Source organism: Lysinibacillus xylanilyticus, from assembly GCF_001708185.1.
Classification (GTDB): Bacteria; Bacillota; Bacilli; order Bacillales_A; family Planococcaceae; genus Lysinibacillus; species Lysinibacillus xylanilyticus_A.
The window spans coordinates 314,011-335,116 of record NZ_MDDN01000001.1 but is presented as its reverse complement, the minus strand read 5'-3'; the positions used below and the strand labels follow the sequence as shown (position 1 = coordinate 335,116).

The 21,106-nt window shown below is 35.7% G+C and carries 21 protein-coding genes; 14 read left to right on the top strand and 7 right to left on the bottom strand.

Annotated elements, in window-relative coordinates:
• Window positions 1-6 precede the first annotated feature (6 nt).
• The 5 genes from BFJ97_RS01680 to BFJ97_RS01660 all read left to right on the top strand — a co-directional run bounded on the left by BFJ97_RS01680 (window position 7) and on the right by BFJ97_RS01660 (window position 3,821).
• On the top strand, window positions 7-975 hold the full coding sequence (locus tag BFJ97_RS01680) for an MBL fold metallo-hydrolase (protein WP_068982914.1): 969 nt from the start codon (window positions 7-9) through the stop codon (window positions 973-975).
• Window positions 976-1,292: 317 nt separating this feature from the next.
• Window positions 1,293-1,754: a hypothetical protein gene (locus BFJ97_RS01675; protein WP_068982913.1), complete on the top strand. Its 462-nt coding sequence runs from the start codon at window positions 1,293-1,295 to the stop codon at window positions 1,752-1,754.
• Window positions 1,755-1,770: 16 nt separating this feature from the next.
• Window positions 1,771-2,079 carry a hypothetical protein gene (locus BFJ97_RS01670; protein ID WP_068982912.1) on the top strand — a complete coding sequence of 103 codons (309 nt, stop codon included), beginning with the start codon at window positions 1,771-1,773 and terminating at the stop codon, window positions 2,077-2,079.
• Window positions 2,080-2,081: 2 nt separating this feature from the next.
• Window positions 2,082-3,347, top strand: a complete 1,266-nt coding sequence (locus BFJ97_RS01665; RefSeq protein WP_068982911.1) for a glutathionylspermidine synthase family protein — start codon at window positions 2,082-2,084, stop codon at window positions 3,345-3,347.
• 60 nt (window positions 3,348-3,407) lie between these two features.
• Entirely contained in the window at window positions 3,408-3,821 is a 414-nt protein-coding gene (locus tag BFJ97_RS01660; protein WP_068982910.1) for a DUF350 domain-containing protein, read from the top strand.
• Window positions 3,822-3,967: 146 nt separating this feature from the next.
• Here the strand turns inward: BFJ97_RS01660 and BFJ97_RS01655 are convergent, their stop codons facing one another.
• Entirely contained in the window at window positions 3,968-4,621 is a 654-nt protein-coding gene (locus BFJ97_RS01655; protein ID WP_068982909.1) for an IucA/IucC family C-terminal-domain containing protein, read from the bottom strand.
• A 576-nt stretch (window positions 4,622-5,197) separates the two neighbouring features.
• Complete coding sequence (locus tag BFJ97_RS23375) at window positions 5,198-5,344, bottom strand: YrzI family small protein (protein WP_083226877.1); 147 nt, start codon at window positions 5,342-5,344, stop codon at window positions 5,198-5,200.
• A gap of 963 nt (window positions 5,345-6,307) precedes the next feature.
• Here BFJ97_RS23375 and BFJ97_RS25025 point away from each other — a divergent pair.
• Window positions 6,308-6,535 (top strand): response regulator, encoded by a 228-nt coding sequence (locus BFJ97_RS25025; protein ID WP_068982907.1) that lies wholly within the window; start codon window positions 6,308-6,310, stop codon window positions 6,533-6,535.
• Between the two features lie 297 nt (window positions 6,536-6,832).
• Here BFJ97_RS25025 and BFJ97_RS01640 read toward each other — a convergent pair whose 3' ends face one another.
• The 3 genes from BFJ97_RS01640 to BFJ97_RS01630 form a co-directional block, all read right to left on the bottom strand.
• Window positions 6,833-8,494: a methyl-accepting chemotaxis protein gene (locus tag BFJ97_RS01640; protein WP_068982906.1), complete on the bottom strand. Its 1,662-nt coding sequence runs from the start codon at window positions 8,492-8,494 to the stop codon at window positions 6,833-6,835.
• Window positions 8,491-9,477, bottom strand: coding sequence for a BMP family lipoprotein (locus BFJ97_RS01635; RefSeq protein WP_068982905.1), 987 nt, complete (start codon window positions 9,475-9,477; stop codon window positions 8,491-8,493). Before BFJ97_RS01635 ends, BFJ97_RS01640 begins: the two co-directional genes overlap by 4 nt.
• A gap of 580 nt (window positions 9,478-10,057) precedes the next feature.
• Complete coding sequence (locus BFJ97_RS01630; protein ID WP_068982904.1) at window positions 10,058-10,945, bottom strand: LysR family transcriptional regulator; 888 nt, start codon at window positions 10,943-10,945, stop codon at window positions 10,058-10,060.
• Window positions 10,946-11,082: 137 nt separating this feature from the next.
• Between BFJ97_RS01630 and BFJ97_RS01625 the strand changes: the two genes are divergently transcribed.
• The 8 genes from BFJ97_RS01625 (at window position 11,083) to BFJ97_RS01590 (ending at window position 19,737) form a co-directional block, all read left to right on the top strand.
• Window positions 11,083-12,048: an ABC transporter ATP-binding protein gene (locus tag BFJ97_RS01625; RefSeq protein ID WP_068982903.1), complete on the top strand. Its 966-nt coding sequence runs from the start codon at window positions 11,083-11,085 to the stop codon at window positions 12,046-12,048.
• Complete coding sequence (locus BFJ97_RS01620; protein ID WP_068982902.1) at window positions 12,045-13,070, top strand: ABC transporter substrate-binding protein; 1,026 nt, start codon at window positions 12,045-12,047, stop codon at window positions 13,068-13,070. Before BFJ97_RS01625 ends, BFJ97_RS01620 begins: the two co-directional genes overlap by 4 nt.
• 59 nt (window positions 13,071-13,129) lie before the next feature.
• Entirely contained in the window at window positions 13,130-14,791 is a 1,662-nt protein-coding gene (locus tag BFJ97_RS01615) for an ABC transporter permease (protein ID WP_083226876.1), read from the top strand.
• Window positions 14,784-15,878 carry an MBL fold metallo-hydrolase gene (locus tag BFJ97_RS01610; protein ID WP_068982901.1) on the top strand — a complete coding sequence of 365 codons (1,095 nt, stop codon included), beginning with the start codon at window positions 14,784-14,786 and terminating at the stop codon, window positions 15,876-15,878. The genes BFJ97_RS01615 and BFJ97_RS01610 overlap by 8 nt, the downstream gene beginning before the upstream one ends.
• Window positions 15,875-16,684 carry a hypothetical protein gene (locus BFJ97_RS01605; RefSeq protein WP_254660095.1) on the top strand — a complete coding sequence of 270 codons (810 nt, stop codon included), beginning with the start codon at window positions 15,875-15,877 and terminating at the stop codon, window positions 16,682-16,684. Before BFJ97_RS01610 ends, BFJ97_RS01605 begins: the two co-directional genes overlap by 4 nt.
• A 261-nt stretch (window positions 16,685-16,945) precedes the next feature.
• Entirely contained in the window at window positions 16,946-18,271 is a 1,326-nt protein-coding gene (locus BFJ97_RS01600) for a M48 family metallopeptidase (protein WP_068983480.1), read from the top strand.
• 111 nt (window positions 18,272-18,382) lie between these two features.
• Window positions 18,383-19,198, top strand: coding sequence for a YitT family protein (locus BFJ97_RS01595; RefSeq protein ID WP_068982900.1), 816 nt, complete (start codon window positions 18,383-18,385; stop codon window positions 19,196-19,198).
• 167 nt (window positions 19,199-19,365) lie between these two features.
• Complete coding sequence (locus BFJ97_RS01590; protein ID WP_068982899.1) at window positions 19,366-19,737, top strand: MmcQ/YjbR family DNA-binding protein; 372 nt, start codon at window positions 19,366-19,368, stop codon at window positions 19,735-19,737.
• 164 nt (window positions 19,738-19,901) lie between these two features.
• Here BFJ97_RS01590 and BFJ97_RS01585 read toward each other — a convergent pair whose 3' ends face one another.
• Both BFJ97_RS01585 and BFJ97_RS01580 read right to left on the bottom strand, forming a co-directional pair.
• Window positions 19,902-20,246, bottom strand: coding sequence for a GIY-YIG nuclease family protein (locus BFJ97_RS01585; protein ID WP_068982898.1), 345 nt, complete (start codon window positions 20,244-20,246; stop codon window positions 19,902-19,904).
• A 16-nt stretch (window positions 20,247-20,262) separates the two neighbouring features.
• Window positions 20,263-21,018 carry a DUF2087 domain-containing protein gene (locus tag BFJ97_RS01580; protein ID WP_068982897.1) on the bottom strand — a complete coding sequence of 252 codons (756 nt, stop codon included), beginning with the start codon at window positions 21,016-21,018 and terminating at the stop codon, window positions 20,263-20,265.
• Window positions 21,019-21,106 lie beyond the last annotated feature (88 nt).

The window sequence follows — 21,106 nt, the reverse complement described above, 5'->3', positions numbered from 1 at the left end:
TACCATATGAAAACTGCAGAAATCCTATTTTTTGAGCGTCCATTTCCAAGTGCCAATAGTATTGTTATTCAAGATAATCAATCATTTTTAATTGATACCGGATTTGGTAGCGATATAGTTCGAACTGAGAAACTTTTAATCGAAGCAGGGATATCACCAAAACAGTTAAATGGCATTATTAACACTCACTATCATAGCGATCACGTTGGAGGAAATCATTATTTTCAGCGGCAATATAACCTACCGATTGCAGCACATCTTTGGGAAGGAAAAATGGTTAATCGTTGTGATTTCGAAACTTGTAGTGCCCACTATTTAGATCAACCAGTGGAACAATATGTTGTGCAACAGTTACTTGTAGATGAAGAAGAGATTAATACGGGTCATAGTGTTTTACAAGTTTTACATACACCAGGACATACATTAGGACATATTTCTTTATACGAGCCAAAACAGCAGATTTTAATTTGTGGCGATTTATTTCATCACAATGATGTTGGATGGATAAATATTTTTCGAGAAGGTGCAAACAGTTTAGGACGCTCTTATGAAAGTCTAGAGCGACTCGCTAAACTTTCGATAAAAAAAGCGTATCCTGGTCATGGGCGTGCTATCGACGACCCATTAGTAATGATTGATAAAGCAAGAGAACGCATTGAAAAATGGATGGAATCACCAGAAAAAATGGCTTGGCATGCATGTAAACGAATTTTTTCCTTTACGTTAATGTTGAAAAATGGATTAACGAAGCAAGATATTGCGCCTTATTTACTCAGCTGTGGGTGGTTTTACGATTTTGCTGTTCACGCTTTTCACACTGAGCCAAAGGAATTCGTGCAACCATTGCTTGATGAAATGATTCGCTCAAAAGCTGCGATATGGGCACAAGACAAATTAATGGCGTCAGCACCATATGAAGAGCCAGATCCACAATGGATAGCAAACGATTGGAAACCAAATAATTGGATAAAATGAATTGCGATTTTGTACGCTAATGTTTTAAGAAATAGATGTAATCATTCAAAGAGATAAACTTGAAAGGGAGTTTACTCGTGAATATTGCATCTTTTTTAATTTACTGAATATCGCTCAATTAAACTCTAAATTCATTGGCAAGTAGTTAAAGGTGGGGTTTAGTTGAAAAATATGAAACTATTTATCATTCACAGTCGTATAAAAAATTAATAAAAGCCAATGGATAAGAAAATCTACCATAAATATAAAAATACATGTAGTTATTTTTAGTAATGGCAATTCGAAGAGATAACAATATTTATAAAGGGAAGTGTGTTATGCAATTTGAAGGTGCAATGTTAGAATATCGTTTGCAAAAAGAGAAAGACAAGTTTGAACCAATCTATTACTATACTAATATTGATTTACCACAAATTTTAACAAGAAGAGAATGTGAATTTTTTATTAAAGAAGGGAAGACCTATAAACAGCTGTCTTCTGCTATTGAAGGTGAGCTCTTCGTCATTTATGTACAATTATACGAAGAAACACCAATTGAAATGCCAGAACACTTACATGAAGGGATTAAACTTGAAATTCGTGAATTAAATGCCTATAAAAATTATCCGCTTATTACATTTGAATATATGACCAATCATTTAGATATTTTAAGCATTATTGGCAGTATATATACATATATCGAAGGCAAGGAGTGGGAGCGGGACTCAGCTGAAATTGATGAAGACCAAGGTGTGTATGTTTTATATGTTAAGCCAACAGGATATACGCTTATAACATAGGGAGGGAATTTTTAGCATGAATAAGACAAAGAAAATGATGACAGGAGCATTAGCAGCTGCAGCTTTGTTATCGTTAACTGCTTGTGGGGAAGAAAGGGGATATGCAGAGCCAACTGGAACAGATTGCGATGATTGGGATTGGGATGATGAAACGGGTACGTATTATTGTGATGATCATCATTCCACTCATGCAGGTAGCTACTACTATGGTGGGAAATATTACGGAACAAAAAATTCATTACAAACAAGTACTGACTATAAAACTTATAAAACGAATTACAAATCAGGGATAGGTAGTGGTTCAAAAGGTGGCTTTGGAGGGTAAAGATGAACCGATTTCGTGAGAATCGACAACAATTTTTTAGCCAGATAAAAGATTTTTGGCATGATATATATGGTATGGAATATGCTCTATTTGATATTAAGAGAGAAAGTACTGAAACGATTAATAAGATTCGCCAGGCGACCGAACAGATTGGCCATATTTTTTATAAATCGGCTCCTTTGTTGCGGATGCTAGATGATGAGACGTTGTTGCGTCTTGGATTTCCAACTGAAACGCACTCTTTCATCCGTTTGCAAACACTTCCAGTAGAAAGTGTCATTGCTCGTTTAGATTTAGTCGTGACAGATGAACAAGTGAAATTATTGGAAATAAACGCAGATACACCTACATTTATAAAAGAAACCTTTTTTGTGAATGGGAAAGTGTGTGAACAGTTTGAGCTGAAAAATCCAAATGACGGATGCGAAGATCAGTTAAAACAAGCAATGTTGAAAGCTGTAACGTCGTCGCTTCGTTCGATGGGAAGATCGGGAGCTAACAATATTGTTTTTGCAGCCCATTCGGAACATGAAGAGGATAAACTGACAACCATGTATTTAAAGGAACTCATGGGATTAAAAAGTCAGTATATGGACTTTCATCAATTACAACTTGTAGATGAGCCGATTTTAGAAAGTGAAGAAGTTATCTTAGCACAAGGTCTATATGATATAAACGGAGAAAAAATCGATGTTTTATATCGACAAACGTATCCTATTGAACATTTAATACATGATGTAGATCCAATAACGAAAGACAAAGTAGGTCAATCGTTAATGAAGCTAGTGGAACAACAACAACTAGCCGTTGTGAATCCTCCTTCTGCTTTTTTACTACAATCTAAGGCAATAATGGCGCTTATATGGGGGCTTCATGAGGAGCAACATTCTTTTTTTTCGCCTCAAGAACATGACGCAATACATAAATACTTTTTACCAACCTACCTAGATTCAGATGCTTTTTTACAACAGGGACAAAGTTTTGTGAAAAAGCCTACATTTGGTCGCGAAGGAGACACTGTCGAAATTTTTTCAAATACAGGTAAAAAAATTGCGGAAGATTTTCATAAAACATATAAAGATGAACTTTCTGTTTATCAACAGTTTATCGAGCTACCACAAACGATTATTCAAACAGAACAAGGACCCAAACGAGCGCATTATATGTATGGTTGCTTTTATATTAATGGTCAGGCAAGTGCAATTGGCATTCGCGCAGGGGGACAAATAACCGAAAACGGATCTTATTTTTTGCCAATAGGCTATTAGAAATAAGAATTTAAGAGATTGGATCAAACTGAAGTTATCATAAAAGGAGTGTGTAAAGGAATGGGATTTTTCTCATTAGATAGTTTTTTAAATTTTTTATTATATACAGGAACCGGGTTAATTCTCATTTTGATTGGTATTGTTGCATTTGCTTTTACAACAAAATTTTCAGAGTGGAACTTAATTAAAGAAGGCAATATGGCTGTGGCATTAAAGCTATGGGGAAAAGTGATTGGATTAGGCATCACATTATATACAGTATGGTCTTCAAGTGTTCATATACTTGATGCTATTATTTGGGGGTTAATCGGAATTGCCACACAAGTAGTTGTGTATTTGATTATTGAATACGTATTAACACCAAAAACAAGCTTGGAGAAAAAAGTGGAAGAAGGAAATACTGCAGTAGGCTTCAGCTTATTTGCAGTAGGCATTACGGTAGGATTAATTATTGCAGGAAGTTTGTCATATTAATAAAGTATATTTGAGAGAATTATAATAAAACATTAGAGAGAGCATGTTAAGTGAAAAAACATGCTCTCTCTTTATGTGATCTGTCCATAGTAAAAACTCTACAATAGCACATAATCTAGCGTGTTGGTTAGGAAAACATAGGTTTATTATTTCCTCAACGGACAGTTCTTACAGTATGGAATATCTGCTTTTGTATTAACTTGATAGTATCGGCAACACGTTTTTCGAACGGGTACTTCACTCCATGTCTCTTTTCGCTGAAGATAAGTTTGAAAAGGATTTTGCTCCATACCTAACCAATTAGTTTCAGCGCATGTAAGTTCATTAAAATGTTCATTTAATTCATTTAAAGTATACAATTCTTCATTTTTACGAAGAGTTGCAAGTAGCCTTACAGCGAGATTTTCCCATAGGATCTTTAAGGAAATTTTACATTCTTCGCTGATGATAGTAATCATTGGTGTTAAATGTTGAGCGAAAATGCGATTTTTCCAACAGTCATCAAAAAGTGCTGTTGGATTTTCTTCAATTAGCAATTTATATGATGTTACATCAAGTCGAGCTGTAGACCACCAATCCATTTTTTTCTTTTGAAGTCCATAATAATCCAGACTCGAAGCTGCTACTAAAACAGCATAACGTTTTAAAAATAGAGAACCTGCTACAGCTAAGGAAGGCGTATTCAAATGATTTCCATACTGTTTAATGATTGGTAGTAAAGTATCCTTATTTAATAATTGATGTAAAGGAATACCTTGAGGTGAGGGGTGCTTTTCCACGCCATAAGGCTCTAAATTCATTTTATATACCTTCCTTTTCCTTTCGGGATACATAATGGAGTTCCAAAGAAAGGATCCTCCGATACTGCTACTTCCATACCAAATACTTCTTGAACCATTTCTACTGTGACAATATTCTCTGGAGGGCCTTGGTTTAAAAATCCTTATGTCACTCCCATGAAAGAACTTAATCATCTTTCATTATCTGTGATGTAGCGCTGTTTTGCGCTACATGGATGGCTAACGGGGCAGAATAATGAAATTAATCTAAAAATCGCCAAATTCAATTTTAGTATCGAGGAATTACGCTATTTAGAATTAGAATTTCCCTAACATTGTAATTCCGCATTTTCTTAAACTACATCAAATTGTATGTATAAAATATCGCTTAAAAAAGTGCAAAATACCTCCTGAAGCAACCCGTCCTAGATTAGAACGGGTTAACTTTACTGAGATTATAAAATTAAATAGCTATATTGTCACTTTATATTACTGCATCTGGTGGTTGTGTCTTTCTCCACCCATAAAGCTGCATAACGTCTTTTGATCATATAAATCATCTCAATTCCCACCTTTCATGTTTTTTAGTTAACAAAATTAATATTGACGAATACGAATATAATTTTCTACTTTTCTTCGGTTCTCTTCAAAGATTTTTTTCACATTTTCATTATGAAGTGCTTCCTCAAGAGACTTCTCACGTTTTGTAATCGTTATCGTGAGAGAAAAAATGTTTAATATCATTTATTATCACCTCCTTAAATTACCGTGAAAAATGAAAAAAACCGTAGAGAGACTCCCCTACGGTGAAAAAAGGCACAAAAATACCGCAGGGGCACACTTCTCCCTGCGGTATGGGTATGCTTAATTACAAAAAAAACCTTAAGCGATCCATTCCGATCTGGTCGAATGTGTGATTTTCATTTTTACTGAAGTTGTAACTACCAATGACATCAATTTAACAATAACGATCATTTCATTCGACCTCCTTAAGAATTTTTTTGTTTACTTTGTAAGTATACCTATCTTTAAGTTGTTTGTAAACATCTTTTACTAAGTTTTCCTTATTGTGTTAATGACTAGAGAAACTTATTGCTGCTTTACATTGTTAGTTACCTGATTTTTTCGGAGTAGCAAATAGAAGATATAGAAGACTTAAAGCCAAAAAACATAATTATTATTAAGACAGGGATTTTAATATACTTTTAAGGTTGTTGAAATCCAAATATACCTATTAATAGTGCATATAGAAAAACTATAGAAAAGAACGAATTAAACAGTATGAGAATCATTCGGATATTACCTTTAATTCCAAGGAAAGCACTTATTATACCCAATACTCCAATAATTAATGGTGTAAAAATGCCTTTATCGTAGAGAAAATCAAAAAAGTCAAATCCAATTATAAGAAAGCTCAACATAAAACAGAAGAAAGATAAACCTGTGAAAAATTTTCCTTTCAAAATTATCACCACCATCTAAGTTATTTTCAGTACTTGTTAAGTGAATTATTTGATATTTTTAAACATCCAATATTTGGAGCGTTATTTAATGAAAGGATAACATAGCTAAATGTGATTTAAAACTATGAACATATTTTAATGCTGAACACTTTTGAGGAAATTAATAAAGTTTGCGAAACATTGCACTTAAACTCCCATGAAAGAATTTAATCATCTTTCATTTTCTGTGATGTGGCGCTAGTTTTTGCCGCTACATGGATGGCTAACGTATGAGATTGTTGGAGAAGGAGGAGATGGAGATCGAGTGATTGAACCCGCTTTTAAGCTAAAACCAGATCTTGTATTAATGGATATTGAAATGCCAAAAATCAGTGGTTTAAAAGCAAGTGAGGTGATTGGTCGTCAGCTGGATATCCCAGTGTTGTTGATTACTGCATATAGCCAAAAAGAATTTGTAGAAAAGTCTAAGTAAGATAATATAAGGGGTTATCTAGTTAAACCGGTTTCTGAAGCTAGCTTAATCCCAGCAGTTATCATGGCACTTCAACAAGCTAAGAGGACACAGACGCTAAAACAAACTTTACAACTTACACAAGAACAAATTCAAAAGATGATTGAGCAAGCAAAAGGGCAAGGTAATAGAAAGTATAAATAATCGAGCGATAGTATACTGATAACCAATTTCACAAAAGAAAAATCCCGAATAGACCACTTTTTAAGTGTCCGCTATTCGGGATTTTTCAAAGAAGCTAATGATGTTTATTTTACATTATAATGTGAATTTTTTAAGCTCTACAGACAATGTATTTGTCATTTCTTGAAGGTCAGAAACCTTTTCACTAATTTTCTCGAATGACAGAAGCTGTTCTTGAGTAGAGGCGGATATTTCTTCTGTGCCAGCTGCTGTTTCTTCGGTGATCGCTGAAATGTTTTCAATTGTACTGTTCATTTGCTGACTCATTGCAGTTGTTTGCACCATATCTTTAGTAAGGTGTTGTAACTGATCATTAATGTCTAAAACATGGGCTACAATCTCCTCAAATGACTTTTCTGTATCGGTCATCGATTGTAATTGTTCGTTAGAAAGCTGATGTCCTTGCTCAGCAGTAGAAAGAATAAGCATAATGCCATCTTCTATATGGGTAACCATAGAAGAGATGAGAGTAGTTGCTTTTTCGGTTTCAAATGACAGTTTTTTGACTTCTTGTGCCACGATGGCAAATCCTTTTCCGGCTTCTCCAGCACGTGCAGCCTCGATTGCAGCATTTAATGCCAAAAGATTTGTTTGTTCAGCAATCGTGTGAACTACATTAGCTGCGCCTTCAATTTCTGTTGTAAATTGAGAAAATTGAGTAACAGCCTCTTTAATGTTAATCGATGTGGATGAAATATCCTTCGCGATGGAGGATTGCTTTTCTAAGGAACTACGGCCATTTTGAACAGCAGCAAGTGCCAGTTTACTGTTTGCCGCCGATTGTTCGCTTGTCTGTTGAACAGTAGTAAATTGATCTGTCATCGTATTCATAAGGATAGCCGTTGATTGGATATCTTCTGAAATAGTTAGGCTTCCTTTCGCCAATTCGTCCGTTGATGAAGCAATTTGTTTACTTCCGGCATTAACGGTTTCAATATAGCTCGTCACATCTTTTGTAAATAGGCTAACATTTTTACCTACATCGTCAATGGAATGTACGGTGCTTTTTAGATTGTCAATCATTATGGAAAAGTTCTCAGTCAGTTGATCAACTTCATTTCGACTGCCCTGCTTATAGGATAGGGAAGATGTATCTATAGTTAGATTCCCTGCGGCCACTAATTGTGCACAATCCACAATTTGATTAATCGGATTTGTAATTCTTTTCGCTACAACATATGAAAAAATGGATGTAACAATAAGTAATAGAATACTTCCTACGATTGTAGTTGTGGTAATAAAAGTAATTTTTTGCTCAGTCTTTTGATTTATTTCTTTATACCATTCATTTGTTTCTTTTTTCAGTAAATGCATATCATTTAGAATGCCAGAAATTCTAATTGCTTGTTTTTTTATTTCAGGACGGTTGTTCGCAACAAAACCTGTCTCTGTAGCTTTTGCTAGTTCTATGTATTTACCTTCGATTTTTTTGATAATGGCCTTATGTTCAGGTACCCTCGCAACAGAAGAAAGTGCTTTTAAATTCGCATCTGTTACTTTCAAATTTGCCAGAGCTTCATTTTTATTGGCCTCACTGTCTAAATAAGTGTAATTGTTTAATGATAGACTTGTTACAACTAAACTTTGTTCAAGTTCTTTCACTGCAAGCAAAAGTGCTGTATCATCTTGTGCAGTTGTTTGAATATCAGATGTTTGAACGATAATAAAGCCAATCATAGCCATTGCAAGCACAATTGGAATAAGGATGTTCATAAATAATCTTTTTCGTAACGTCACTGGCTATTCTCCTTTTCTGCGGTAACTTTTATTTTACCTGAGACAATATCTTCTTCGGCTTGTTCAATGGCAGCCTGCTGTTCAGATGTTAATTTGATAATACGGATATCTGCAAGTCCGACTCCATTATCAGCTAGACCGAATGAAAATGATTTTTCGGAAATTTGCCCTTCCTCAACTAATGTTTTACACATGTTAAAAACAGCTTGGTCGACATTTTTTAACATAGATGTTACGACCGTTTTTTCTGCAATGTAAAATTGATCTATATCTACACCCGCTGCATAAACACCCATTTCTTCAGCTTTTTTAATGGCGCCAAAGCCTGTGAATCCCGCTGCATGATAAATAAAATCTACTTTGTTCTTTATGTAACGTTCTGCGATTGCGGCACCAGCCTCGGTATCATCAAATGAGCCGGCATATTCACTAATGATTTCGATATTTGGATTATAATATTTAGCTCCCTCAATAAAGCCGTTTTCAAAGTGATGGATAACCGGAACATCTGCACCACCAATAAATCCTATTTTTCCAGTTTTACTCGTCATTGCAGCAACCATTCCAAGTAAAAAGCTTCCTTCCTGCTCTTTAAATGTTATTGAAATGATATTTTCAACTTCTGATTGCGCATCGATAAGGATGAATTGTTGATCTGGATGTTGTTTTGCTGTCTTTTCCAATGCTTCCTGTACAGAGAAGCCAAGACCAATAATGACGTTATAATTTTCTGAGACAAGTTCTTCAAGCTTCTCTTCGTAATTACCATCAGGCGCCTCTTTATAATCAAATAAAATACCTAGCTCATCTCGTGCTTTCTCAAGCCCTTTAAAAGCGGAGTCATTAAATGATTCGTCACCAAGACCAGCATCTGAAAGCAGGATCCCTATTTTATATTCTTCTTTCGATTTTTCTGTCTGAGCCGTTGAGCAGCCAGTTAATAACAAAGCTATCAAACAAAAGCCAATCATTAATTTTTTCAATAGTAGTACCCCCAGTTGTTGTATCATTTTCTCGGTAAAAAGTGTTTTTTTGTCTGATGTCAGACGGTATTTTTTTGAATCTAACTATTAAACTTGTACAATCTACAGATTTACAATAAAAAAATAAAAATCTATAATACCAATAAAGTAAGTAAATTATTCATTTTACCATTAAATACTATCAGATATTTTACATTTTACTAGAGGGAAATGGGTTCAAATTGTCCTGAATTTTTTAAAATTACTAAGTATTTAGTCTGTTATGCAATGAATTTTCTCTATGTTTATAGTGAAAAAAGTACTGATATTTTCCTTTTTCAGAGGAGAAGCTGGAATGATATCCAAAAGAGGGTAGGAAGCTAAAAGAAAGGCTATACGCCCTATCTAGAACATTAACTAAACAAAAGCACCGTATCAGCGTTTATAAGCTTTACGGTGCTCTTTTCGTGTTAATTTAAACATGGTAAACAAAAAGTATATGAATAGCTTTCTGTTTGAGTATTTACAAAATTTATAAATTGTGTAGTATATCTTTTGTCAGTAATTCAGATAGCTATAACAACTCTAAATGGATATATTTTTACTGTTTAGCTAAATCATAAATTGCAGCTTTTACAAATGAATCCATTTTAGTTTCTAGACGAGATTTAGAGTAAATAAGTTGAATCTTTCTATTAAGCGCCACATCGTATAAGTCTTTTTTTATTAAAAGTCCTGATTTTAATTCATCCTCAATGAAGGCAACTGATAAAAAGGCAATTGTTTTTCCGAAAGTAAGCATCTTCTTAATCGTACTGACAGAATCTAGCTCGATTGTATAAATGGATGGGTGAAATGGATCCATCCATTTTTCTATAAAATGATTCGTTGAACTAGAGGAAGTGTGCAATAATACTTTGTTTTTTAGGACATCTGCTTTTGAGATGTCCTTTTTTGCTGCAAGCTCATGGGTAGGGCTTAATGCCAATACAAGTTCGTCTTCACCAATTGTTTCGTAGACAAGGGACGAATTTTCTTGTTTTGTTTCCATAATTAGCCCGAAATCTAATTCTTGAAGGGCTACCATTTGTTCAATTTCGGGAGCTGTTTTTACTTCCAGTGATATTCGGATATCTGGATAGGTTGTTGAAATTTGATGGATGATATCCGGCATAAAAATATGCGCAGGTAACCCGCTTGCTCCAAGCCGAATGGAGCCGATATTGCCGGCTAAAAGATTTTCGACAAAGCGGTTCATGTCTTTTTGTAGCTGTACAATTTGGCGAGCGTAATGATAGAGTCCTTCTCCCGCTTCTGTTAAACGGTATCCACCTGCATTTGTCCGAAATAAACGGATGCCATATTCCTCTTCAATTGAGCGAATATGAAAGGATACTGTCGGTGCTGTAAGTCCAAGCTCTTTGGCAACAGGAGCTAATTTTTTAAATTCTACAAGTAGGCAAAATGCCTGTAATTTTACATTATTCATTTTATCCTCCTAAAGTAAATTAGAAAAAATCTTGTATTTGCTTTAGTTTATTAGATTTTTTTTAACGAGTTATTAATAGTAGATTAATATTTTCTAAATATCTGGAATTTATAGTTGTAATTAACAAGGAGGATATTATGAAAATCTCATTAACGAATATCGAGAAAAAATATGGACAGGCTCAAGCGCTATGGCCCATCAATATTGAGTTGGATAGCAAATTCATTACAATCTTAGGACAATCAGGCTGTGGAAAGACAACGTTATTAAAACTATTAGCAGGTCTTGAACAACCAACAAAAGGAGAAATCCGTTTTGATGAAACAATTATTTATTCATCCAAACTTCGTAAAAATGTAAAACCAAATAAGCGAAATATGACAATGGTATTTCAAGATTTTGCATTATGGCCTCATATGACGATTTTCCAAAACATTGCTTTTGGCTTGAAGGGAATTGTTCCAAAGTCAGATATTCCGGCACGAGTAGAGCACGTTATGCGATTGGTCAAAATGGAAGGATTTGAAAAACGAAAGCCTGGTGAGTTATCTGGAGGACAGCAACAACGGGTAGCGCTTGCGAGGGCACTTGCGACAAATCCAAAGCTTATTTTGTTTGATGAACCTTTATCGGCGCTCGACGCAGTACTAAGAGAAAAAATGCAAGATGAAATCATGCATATTATTCATGAGCTAGATTGTCAGGCGATTTTTGTCACACATGATCAAACAGAGGCTATGGCAATGTCCGATCAAATTATCGTGATGGAGGCAGGAAGAATTGCACAAGTAGGAACGCCAGAAGAAATATATCACGCCCCAGCAACACCATATGTAGCAGATTTTATCGGAAAAGTGAACTGGTTTGATAAAGGTAATTATATTGTGCGACCTGAAGGAGTTTCCAGAGTAGCACGCCCAGGAACAATTGCGAAACAAGCGATGATTGTAAAAAGTACCTTTGTTGGAGATCGATATTTAGTGCAGGCACAGGTAGATGGTAAGCATTGGAGCTTTTACGAGGTAGAACCTATAGAACATGGTAAGCAGCTTGAGGTTTTTATTGATGAAAAACAAATCTATCAATTGGAGGGTTTACATTGAAAAAACGAAGTGTAAAACTATTTGCTACAGCGGGCATTCTTTTAACATTAGCATTAGCGGGCTGTGGAAATAAAACAGTAGAGAGCAATAAAGAATCCAGTGCAGAGCCTAAAGAAGAACAAACTTTAACGGTATATTCTGCTGGTCCAGATGGTTTAGCAGCGAATATTCAACAAGCATTTGAAGAGCAAACGGGAATAAAAGTTGAGATGTTCCAAGGGACAACAGGCAAAATATTATCACGTTTAGAAGCAGAGAAAAATAACCCTGTAGCAGACGTTGTTGTACTAGCCTCTGTCGCTTCAATGGATGGCTTAAAGGAAACGGATCAGCTTCAAAGCTATAAAGATGTTGCAAATGCAAAGAAAATCAATAGCGATTGGTCAGATGCAGAAGGTTATTATTATGGTTACAGTGCCTCCGCTTTAGGAATTGCTTATAATACAAAAAATACGCAACAGGCTCCGGAAGAATGGACAGATTTAGCAAAAGCTGAATGGCAAAATAAAATTAATATACCAGATCCAAGTTTGTCAGGCTCTGCTGTAGATTTCCTATATGGATATACAGAAGCGGAAAAAACGGCTTGGACTACGATGGAGAAGTGGAAGGAAAATGGTTTACAGGTGAATGGTGCCAATAAGGAAGCGTTAGATGCTGTTATTACTGGTGACAAAAATGCCACAATTTCAGGTGTAGATTACATGGCCTATAAAGCAAAAGCTGAGGGTGAGCCAGTAGAAATTGTTTATCCAAAAAGCGGGACAGTTGTCAGTCCACGAGCTGTTGGTATTTTAAAGGATGCAAAAAATGTAGAGAGTGCAAAAGCATACGTTGATTTTTTACTGTCAGATGAAGGGCAAAAGCTTGTCGCAGACGCCTACTTGCTACCAGGCAACAAAGATATAGCTGTAAAGAATCGTGCAGCCTTAGATGAAATTCCTCAGCTAAATGTGAACTGGAAGGGCGCAGAAGCGAAGCAACTTGAAATATTAACTAAATTCAATGATCTTTTTCGTTAAGTAGTTTTGGGAGGTTTTTAGCCTCCTTTAAGTTTTTCTAGGGAAGGATTGAAATATCAATGATGATGGAAGGCAGACGAACTTTTGGATTATTACTGACACTTGTCATCACGTTTGCTATCGCACCGTTAATTGCCATTGTGCTATATACATTTATGAAAGATGGGCAATTAGACGTTTCACAGATTAATAGAATGTTTACCAATGAGAGAGTGTGGCATACGCTTGGAAACTCTATACTATTAGGAGTTTTAGTTATTATAGGGACAACAATTATAGCATTCCCCATGGCGTTAATAAGAACGAAAACAAGCTTGTATAAATATAATTGGCTAGATATTGTTCTAACGATTCCGTTTATGACACCACCGTATATTGGCTCGATGGGCTGGATATTGTTTATGCAAAATAATGGTTTTCTCCAACAGCTATTTCCAAGTGCTGCTTGGATGACGGAAGCGTTCTTCTCCTTATCTGGAATGGTCATGATTATGAGCCTGCATCTTTTTCCTTTTTTATATTTAATGCTAAAAAATACGCTATTAAGAATCAATGGATCCTTTCTTGATGCTGGATTAATTTTCGGACGAAGCTCTTGGAGAAATTGGACGAAAATAGTTTTGCCTTTATTGGTTTCTAGCTACGTACTAGGAAGTTTGCTAATTTTCATCAAAACGTTAGCTGAATTTGGAACACCTGCAACATTTGGTAGTCGAATTGGTTTTCAAGTTTTTACGACTGAAATTCACTCTTACCTTTCTAGATGGCCAGTAGATATAAGTATGGCGACTTCGCTGTCATTATTTTTACTATCAGTTTGTCTCATTATCTGGTACTTTCAAAATCTTATTGGACGCAAATATACATATAGCGTGCTTTCTGGAAAAACACCAGCTATTCGCGAAATCAAAGATAAGTGGTATGTCAAGCTTGGCTCATGGTTTTTTGTGGGGATCATCATTTTGCTATCGATCGGTATTCCTTACTTTTCGATTATCGTGACATCTTTGCAGAAAGTTAGGGGAGATGGTTTGCAAGCAGGGAATTTTAGTTTTGCCTCCTACCAGGAAGTGTTTACAAGTGGAAGTGCTGGATTGTCAGCATTTTTAAATAGTGTTGTTTTCTCCATAATCACAGCTGTCGTTACAGCAATTATTGGTTTGTTCATTGCCTTATACATTAAAAAAGGAGAAACGAAAAAGCAGCAAGTATTAGATTTCTTTAGTTTAATGCCTAACATTATTCCTGGAATTGTTTTTGTAGTTGGGTTAATTATGTTTTGGAATGCGCCATGGCTACCAGCAACCATTTATAATACGAAGACAATGGTTGTAGTGACGTATTGTGTACTTTTCTTACCGTATTCCGTGCAATATATCAAGTCCTCTTTATCACAATTAGATTCTTCGATATTCCAATCAGCGGCTATTTTTGGGAGAAGTAGTTGGGTTGTTTATCGACAAATCATCATTCCATTATTAATGAAGGGAATTCTAGCTGGGATGACGATGACGTTTATTATCTCAATGCGTGAGCTTGTCGCTGGATTACTTATTTTGCCCCCTTCAGTGGAGACTGGCGCGACATTTATTTACAGTCAATTTGAGCAAGGAAATGTCGGGGAAGGAATGGCTGTTGCAGTCATCACAGTCATCATGACCGTTATTTTCATGTTGCTGTTTGCCTGGCTACAAAAAAGGGGAGGACATGCGGATGCTTAATGTGGAGATTTTAGGTGGGGTTGGTGAGTATGGCCGTAACTGCTTTTTCATTGAAAATAATGGACATGCTATTTTACTCGATTGCGGAGTGATGAACAATCGACAGAAGACTCCTCCGAATTTAACGCAAGCTCATGTAGCGAAGCTTGATGCAGTATTTATTTCCCATTCACATACAGATCATGTAGGTGCTCTTCCTTTACTTGAGAATTGGGGATACACAGGACCGATCATTATGAGTGAAATGACTGCGCAGCAATTAAAGCAGTCTTGCCAACTTGCAAAAACCTTTCAACCCGAATCCATCGGTGAGTGGATAGGTGTTAGTAATGGTCTTAGTTTTCAATGGGGCTATAGTGGACACCTAATAGGAAGTGTTTGGTATAAGATTCGTTTTTTTGAGGAGGTGATATTTTACTCTGGCGATTATGTGGTGGATTCCTATCTGTTGAAAGCAACATTGCCGATAGAGGACGGCACTATTTATGATGTGGCATTTATAGATAGCGGTCATGTTGAGAAGCGCATCAATAATTTAGACGTATTGCAGCAAATGACAGAATATATTCATGCAAATCCGGGCTGCCCAATTATTTTACCATCTTCTTTTTCAGGAAAAACAGTCGATATTGCTACTTATCTTTTTCAGCATACGACAAGATCGATATGTATACATGATAATTTGTTGTCGTTATTTGAAAACTATTATGAGGAACCTGAAAACTTATTGCCTACTAAAACAATATTACCATCGTTTAAACGACAATGTTTGATAAAGACGATAGATAGTGAAAATGCCATCTATTTTGTGCCTGAGCGTGATGAAACGAAATTAGAGGATCTACTTCATAAAAAGTCTAATGCAATAGTGATCTTTACGGGATATTGGAATAAAGGAAAATATAACATGCAGTTCAGCCGAAATCAACATAAGGAATTTTTTTATAAAACGCATCCAGATTATCATGACATCATCACACTTTCTAAGAAAATACATGCACAAAAGACCATCTATTTTCACAGTTCATTAACGACTAAAGAAACGACTTTCTTGCAATTAATAAAAAATGAGGAGGAAGTATTATGATGAATCGAATGAAGAAATGGGCACTAAATTTGTGTTTAATTGGAACTATCCTTGTTAGTATTATGTTTGTTGGATCCGTACAAGCAAAAGCAGCAATCGTACCAGAGCATGAAATTAAATTTAATATTAAATCAGAACTTTTCACAGAAACGGATATTGTGAATATTTTTCAGGCTACAAAAAAAGATGAAGTAAAGGTTTATTTCTTTGATACACCACAGAGAGCCTTTCTAAATGAAGACTATATCCAACGTTTGCGTGTCTATAAAGGGAGCAATAAGATGGATATTACCTATAAAAAGAGATTCTTAAATACACCTCTAGATGAAGCAATCGCTATTACAGAAAGTCATGGTTTCACTGGAGCAGAGTCTAATTATAAATTTGAAATGGATATTAAGAGTGGTAATCGGACATTCACGATTAGTCGTAAGGAATCCTTAAAGACTACATCTAAAGTGTCCTATGATGCAGTCGATACAAACGCTGCTAAAAAATTAATTTTTGAAAATGTACCAAAAAAAATTTTAAATTGGGATTCTGAAGAATGGTATCAAAACACATTATCCCAAGCCGTAATTTACGGTCCTGCAAGGGCTACAACATATAAAGGAAGCTTTGCGGGCTATGTAGCGGATATTGAGGTTTGGCAATACCAAGGAGAAATTATGGTGGAACTATCGACGAAGGAGGAGGACGCATTAAAAGCCGCAGTTATAGAGAAAGATTGGCATGATCAATTAATGTCAGCAGGTTATTTAAGTGATGATCAACGTGGCAAAACGGCATTTGTCATGGATATGTAATTTTTAAGTTCATTAGCGAAAAATACGCTGAAAAATTCGCAACTTTTCTAGGAATCGTGACAAGCTGTAGTGTATGGCATCTACAAGACTTGGCATTCGTTTGGAGAAGGGGAGTGAATTTTTTCTTTTTGGAAACAGGTTTAAATGATGTGTGAAGTGGGATAGAAGGTAAATAAAACACAAAAAATTTGTTCTAACTTTTTCAATTTAGCTTACACTTACTATAGGACGAACTTAGCTTTGAACAAGGGAGGAAATGACATAGCGAAAAAAATGGGAATTGTCGCGCTACTATTGTTCGGCGTTTATGTGCTGTGTATGTATTGGTATATATTCCATAGCGGCGGTGGTACAGTACCACGAGCGATGCAGGGAACAGCTGCGGATCCAGTGATGTTTATGTCTGAAAGAGAACTATATTTAAGTGGTGAATACTCGAAAATACGAAACTTCCTGTTTTTTGTTGCTACACCCTTGGAATGGTTAGTCTATTTCATGATTTTATTAATGGGCGTATCTCGTTATTTTGAAAAGGTGGCGACGTCTCAAACAAAAAGGAAGCTGTTACAAAATGCAAGCTATTTATTCTTATTATCACTTTTATTATATGTGGTACTATTCCCACTCGATTATTATCGTTATAATTTAAGTAAAAATTACGGTATTAGTACACAAGGATTTTCGTCGTGGATGCGAGATGGTCTTATCGATTTTTGGGTTAACTTTGGCATGAGCTTTATTATTGTGTCTGTTATTTACTGGCTTATCAAAAAAAGTGCTAAAAGATGGTGGCTATATGCTTGGTTTTTAACAATTCCATTTACAATATTTGTGATGTTTATCCAGCCTGTTGTAATTGATCCTTTATATAATGATTTTTATCCGTTGAAAAATAAGGAGCTAGAGGCGAAAATCTTATCGATGGCTGCACAAGTCAATATACCGGCAGAGCATGTTTATGAAGTTAATATGGCAGAAAAAACAAATGCCCTAAATGCCTATGTAACGGGAATTGGAAGTAATTCGAGGATTGTGTTATGGGATACTACATTAAATCGTCTAACAGATAATGAAATTTTATTTATCATGGCACATGAAATGGGACATTACGTTGAGAAGCATATTTATTTTGGTATTGCAGGCTATCTTTTGTTGACCTTGCTAGGATTATGGTTAACAGCAAAGTGTATGAGATGGATTGTTGGCCGTTATGGACAGGTCTTAAAAATTAAAAAATTAAGTGATATAGGTTCGTATCCATTGTTTTTACTTATAACATCTGTTTTATTATTTGCTTCAAGCCCTCTGTCCAATTATATCTCAAGGTATCAGGAAACGAGAGCCGATCAATATGCGATTTCACTTACTGGTGATCGAGAGTCCGCAGTTACGGCATTCCAAAAGCTGACGATATCTGGTTTAAGTGAGGTAAATCCAAAGTTACTTGTAAAATGGTTCCGTTATACACATCCGCCAATGCTTGATCGTATTAATAAGGTAGCGGAGAAAGAAGGCGAGAAAAAAGAAGAGCCTTTAAAAGAAGAGCCGATAAAAGAGGAGCAGAAAAAAGAACAACAGAAGAAATAAATAGCTTTGTTTAACGGCAGTGCAAAATCCAGGTTTTTAGAAAGAATAAGTTGGGTATTCTAAGGAAAAGATGTATCAAAATTTGTTTGTTTTACTGATAGGGGAATCGTTATGCGTAATGTGGTCATTATTACACTTTCATCAATATTAATTGCCTTTGCCTACAATTTTTTATTAATTCCGCATGAAATTTTAAGTGGTGGATTAAGTGGGATTGCTATCATGCTTGGTATTATCACGCCCTTGAATACAGGGGTTTTAAATTTACTTTTGAATTTGCCATTGCTTATTTTAGGGGTTATGAAGTTAGGGAAGCGGTTTATTGGATATACGATACTTTCAGTCGCTGTTTTGTCAGTAAGTTTGTATATTATTCCTATTTATAAAGCTACGCAAGAGCCGATTCTTGCCTCTTTATTTGGCGGAGTTATTGTGGGCTTGGGAACGGGGTTGATTTTCCGTGCATCTGGTTCCTCTGGAGGTTTTGATATTATTGCGATGCTACTAAGTCGTAAACGTGATTTTCCGCTTGGTACATTAATCTCTACGATGAATGGTATTGTTGTAGCGATCAGCGGATTTGTTTTTAGCTGGGATGCGGCACTACTGACGCTCGTATCGATTTATGCTACAGGGAAGGTTGTTGACACGATTCATACGAGTCATATTAAATTGACGCTGATGATTATTACAAGTAAGGGCGAAGAAGTAAAGCAGCAACTGCTATCAAAGTTTTATCGTGGTGTTACGATTATGGACGCAAGGGGTGCCTATTCAGGGGAAAGTCGTAAAGTATTGATTACAGTTATTACACGCTATCAGCTTGCTGAAGTAAAAGGTACGATCAAAGAAACGGATGAAAAAGCTTTTGTCAATATATTGCAAACTACAGAAGTCATCGGCATGTTCGATCGAGGGGTTAAGTAAAAATTATTAAATTGGAAAAAATTAATAATTGTTATTTTCTCTACACACGTTATGGGTTATCCTATGTATAATCGAACGTGTGTTTTTTGCCGGGGAAATGTTATATAGCGAAAGTGAAAACGTCAGCTACAAGTGCACCAAGGCCATTATGGGGAGGGAGTATTGAAATGGATAAAGAAAAAATTCACGCCTATTGTTCAAAGCTCTATGGCACAACGCATGATTATAAAATAGAGTGGGAAGCTGATCGCTACCATATTGGGGGAAAAATGTATGCGATGATGGGCGGAGATGCAACTGGAAAGCCAGTACTTACATTGAAATGTGAGCCTAATCGAGCTGAAGAATTAAGAGAAGCTTATGAAGGAATTATTCCTGGCTACTATATGAATAAAACACATTGGAATTCAATCTATATGGATGCAGATGACGTATCTATGGATTTAGTAGAAAATTTAATCGAGCATTCCTATAAGCTAGTTTTCGGAAAGCTAACGAAAAAAGCTCAGCAAGAAATTGAATTATTGAAAGAAATATAGTGATGCCTATATTCGCGGGAGAGAAGTGAATCCCCGCACGGGAAGTGAAATCCTTGGGGAATCAGAGTGACCCCCCACGCGCAACAGCATGAAAAAAGAATCTGCCATTTCACCAGCTTAACTGTGAAGAAAACAGATTCCTTTTTCATTGTGTAGCTTGTTACTTAAGAATTATATCCACGTTCGCCAAAAGGCTGTAGCGTGTCGAGCCACTTTTGCTCTAGTTTTTCTAATTCTTTTTTAGCATCGAAGTAGCCCTCTTCTTTTTTCTTCAAATATTCTACTACTTCAATTTCAAAAGCATCTTTGCCGAATGAGTTGTAATCGGTTTGGAGCTCTTTATTTGTGTGTGTATTTGTTTTTAACATAAACTGAAAGCCGTTTAGGCGTTTTAAATTATTGAAGCTGCCAACAAATACTTTACTATTTTGTTTATTGGTCATTGTAAAAACGCCCGCTTCAATTTTCATGTCTTTATACATTTCCTTTAATTCTTTTTTATGATCCATTGAAAACCCTGCCTTCTTATTTTTTTACCCAATAGGCACTACCATCATCTGTACGGTCTATAAAACCGTATTCGATTAAATAGCGACGTATTAGTACATAATCCTCGTAGATCGGTTGGATAATGGCATTTAATTCTTTTTCTGAATACTGTTTCGCTTCATCGAAAAGTTTTGTGATTGCGCGGAGTATCACGATTTTATGCTTTTCGCGTTTTGGGAAGCGGGCTAGCTCTTTACCGATACCATGTGGAAAGTGTTTTTCTAGTAACTTCTGTTCTTCAGAAATCGTAACATCATAGCGTTCGTCGACCATTGTAGCCGTTTTGTGTATGGGGACGAAGCTCTCTTCCTTTTGATTCTGCTCCTTTAATAAATCCATCATGGCAAGAAAAGTTTTTGCCTGACGTTCCTTCTCTTTAAGGGCAAAGCGATGATGACGGATCGTTGCTGCACTACCTATTTCCAGCTCTTCTTTAATTTCTTGATCGGTTTTTCCTTCATAAAATAAGCGCAAAATATGACTTTGATGATCAGTTAATCCTGTCATTTTTTTATTTAGGCCATTTAAATAATGGAATACAGATTGATGTGCTGAAGTAATATGATGCTGTATAAATTTTTCTGCCTCGTAGAGTACGCCTTCATGTGGATAAATAATACCCTTTTCAATCTTTTCCCCGCAAAGCAAACAAGTAAAATGTGTTGTTTCATCTTTGTAGCCCTTTTTTATGTCATGGATCGAAGCCTGCCAAAATAATTCATTAACATCCATTGAGTATCCTCCTAAAAACAAACGATTTATTATTTTGTTTGCTTATTTATTATTAAAATAACAAATTGTTTGATTAAAATCAATAAAA

Excerpts from the sequence above, each read along its gene's own strand:
- BFJ97_RS01680 (WP_068982914.1), top strand. The coding sequence starts at position 7 with ATGAAAACTGCAGAAATCCTATTTTTTGAGCGTCCATTTCCAAGTGCC.
- BFJ97_RS01675 (WP_068982913.1), top strand. The coding sequence starts at position 1,293 with ATGCAATTTGAAGGTGCAATGTTAGAATATCGTTTGCAAAAAGAGAAA.
- BFJ97_RS01670 (WP_068982912.1), top strand. The coding sequence starts at position 1,771 with ATGAATAAGACAAAGAAAATGATGACAGGAGCATTAGCAGCTGCAGCT.
- BFJ97_RS01665 (WP_068982911.1), top strand. The coding sequence starts at position 2,082 with ATGAACCGATTTCGTGAGAATCGACAACAATTTTTTAGCCAGATAAAA.
- BFJ97_RS01660 (WP_068982910.1), top strand. The coding sequence starts at position 3,408 with ATGGGATTTTTCTCATTAGATAGTTTTTTAAATTTTTTATTATATACA.
- BFJ97_RS01655 (WP_068982909.1), bottom strand. The coding sequence starts at position 4,621 with ATGAATTTAGAGCCTTATGGCGTGGAAAAGCACCCCTCACCTCAAGGT.
- BFJ97_RS23375 (WP_083226877.1), bottom strand. The coding sequence starts at position 5,344 with ATGATATTAAACATTTTTTCTCTCACGATAACGATTACAAAACGTGAG.
- BFJ97_RS01630 (WP_068982904.1), bottom strand. The coding sequence starts at position 10,945 with ATGAATAATGTAAAATTACAGGCATTTTGCCTACTTGTAGAATTTAAA.
- BFJ97_RS01625 (WP_068982903.1), top strand. The coding sequence starts at position 11,083 with ATGAAAATCTCATTAACGAATATCGAGAAAAAATATGGACAGGCTCAA.
- BFJ97_RS01615 (WP_083226876.1), top strand. The coding sequence starts at position 13,130 with ATGATGATGGAAGGCAGACGAACTTTTGGATTATTACTGACACTTGTC.
- BFJ97_RS01610 (WP_068982901.1), top strand. The coding sequence starts at position 14,784 with ATGCTTAATGTGGAGATTTTAGGTGGGGTTGGTGAGTATGGCCGTAAC.
- BFJ97_RS01605 (WP_254660095.1), top strand. The coding sequence starts at position 15,875 with ATGATGAATCGAATGAAGAAATGGGCACTAAATTTGTGTTTAATTGGA.
- BFJ97_RS01595 (WP_068982900.1), top strand. The coding sequence starts at position 18,383 with ATGCGTAATGTGGTCATTATTACACTTTCATCAATATTAATTGCCTTT.
- BFJ97_RS01590 (WP_068982899.1), top strand. The coding sequence starts at position 19,366 with ATGGATAAAGAAAAAATTCACGCCTATTGTTCAAAGCTCTATGGCACA.
- BFJ97_RS01585 (WP_068982898.1), bottom strand. The coding sequence starts at position 20,246 with ATGGATCATAAAAAAGAATTAAAGGAAATGTATAAAGACATGAAAATT.
- BFJ97_RS01580 (WP_068982897.1), bottom strand. The coding sequence starts at position 21,018 with ATGGATGTTAATGAATTATTTTGGCAGGCTTCGATCCATGACATAAAA.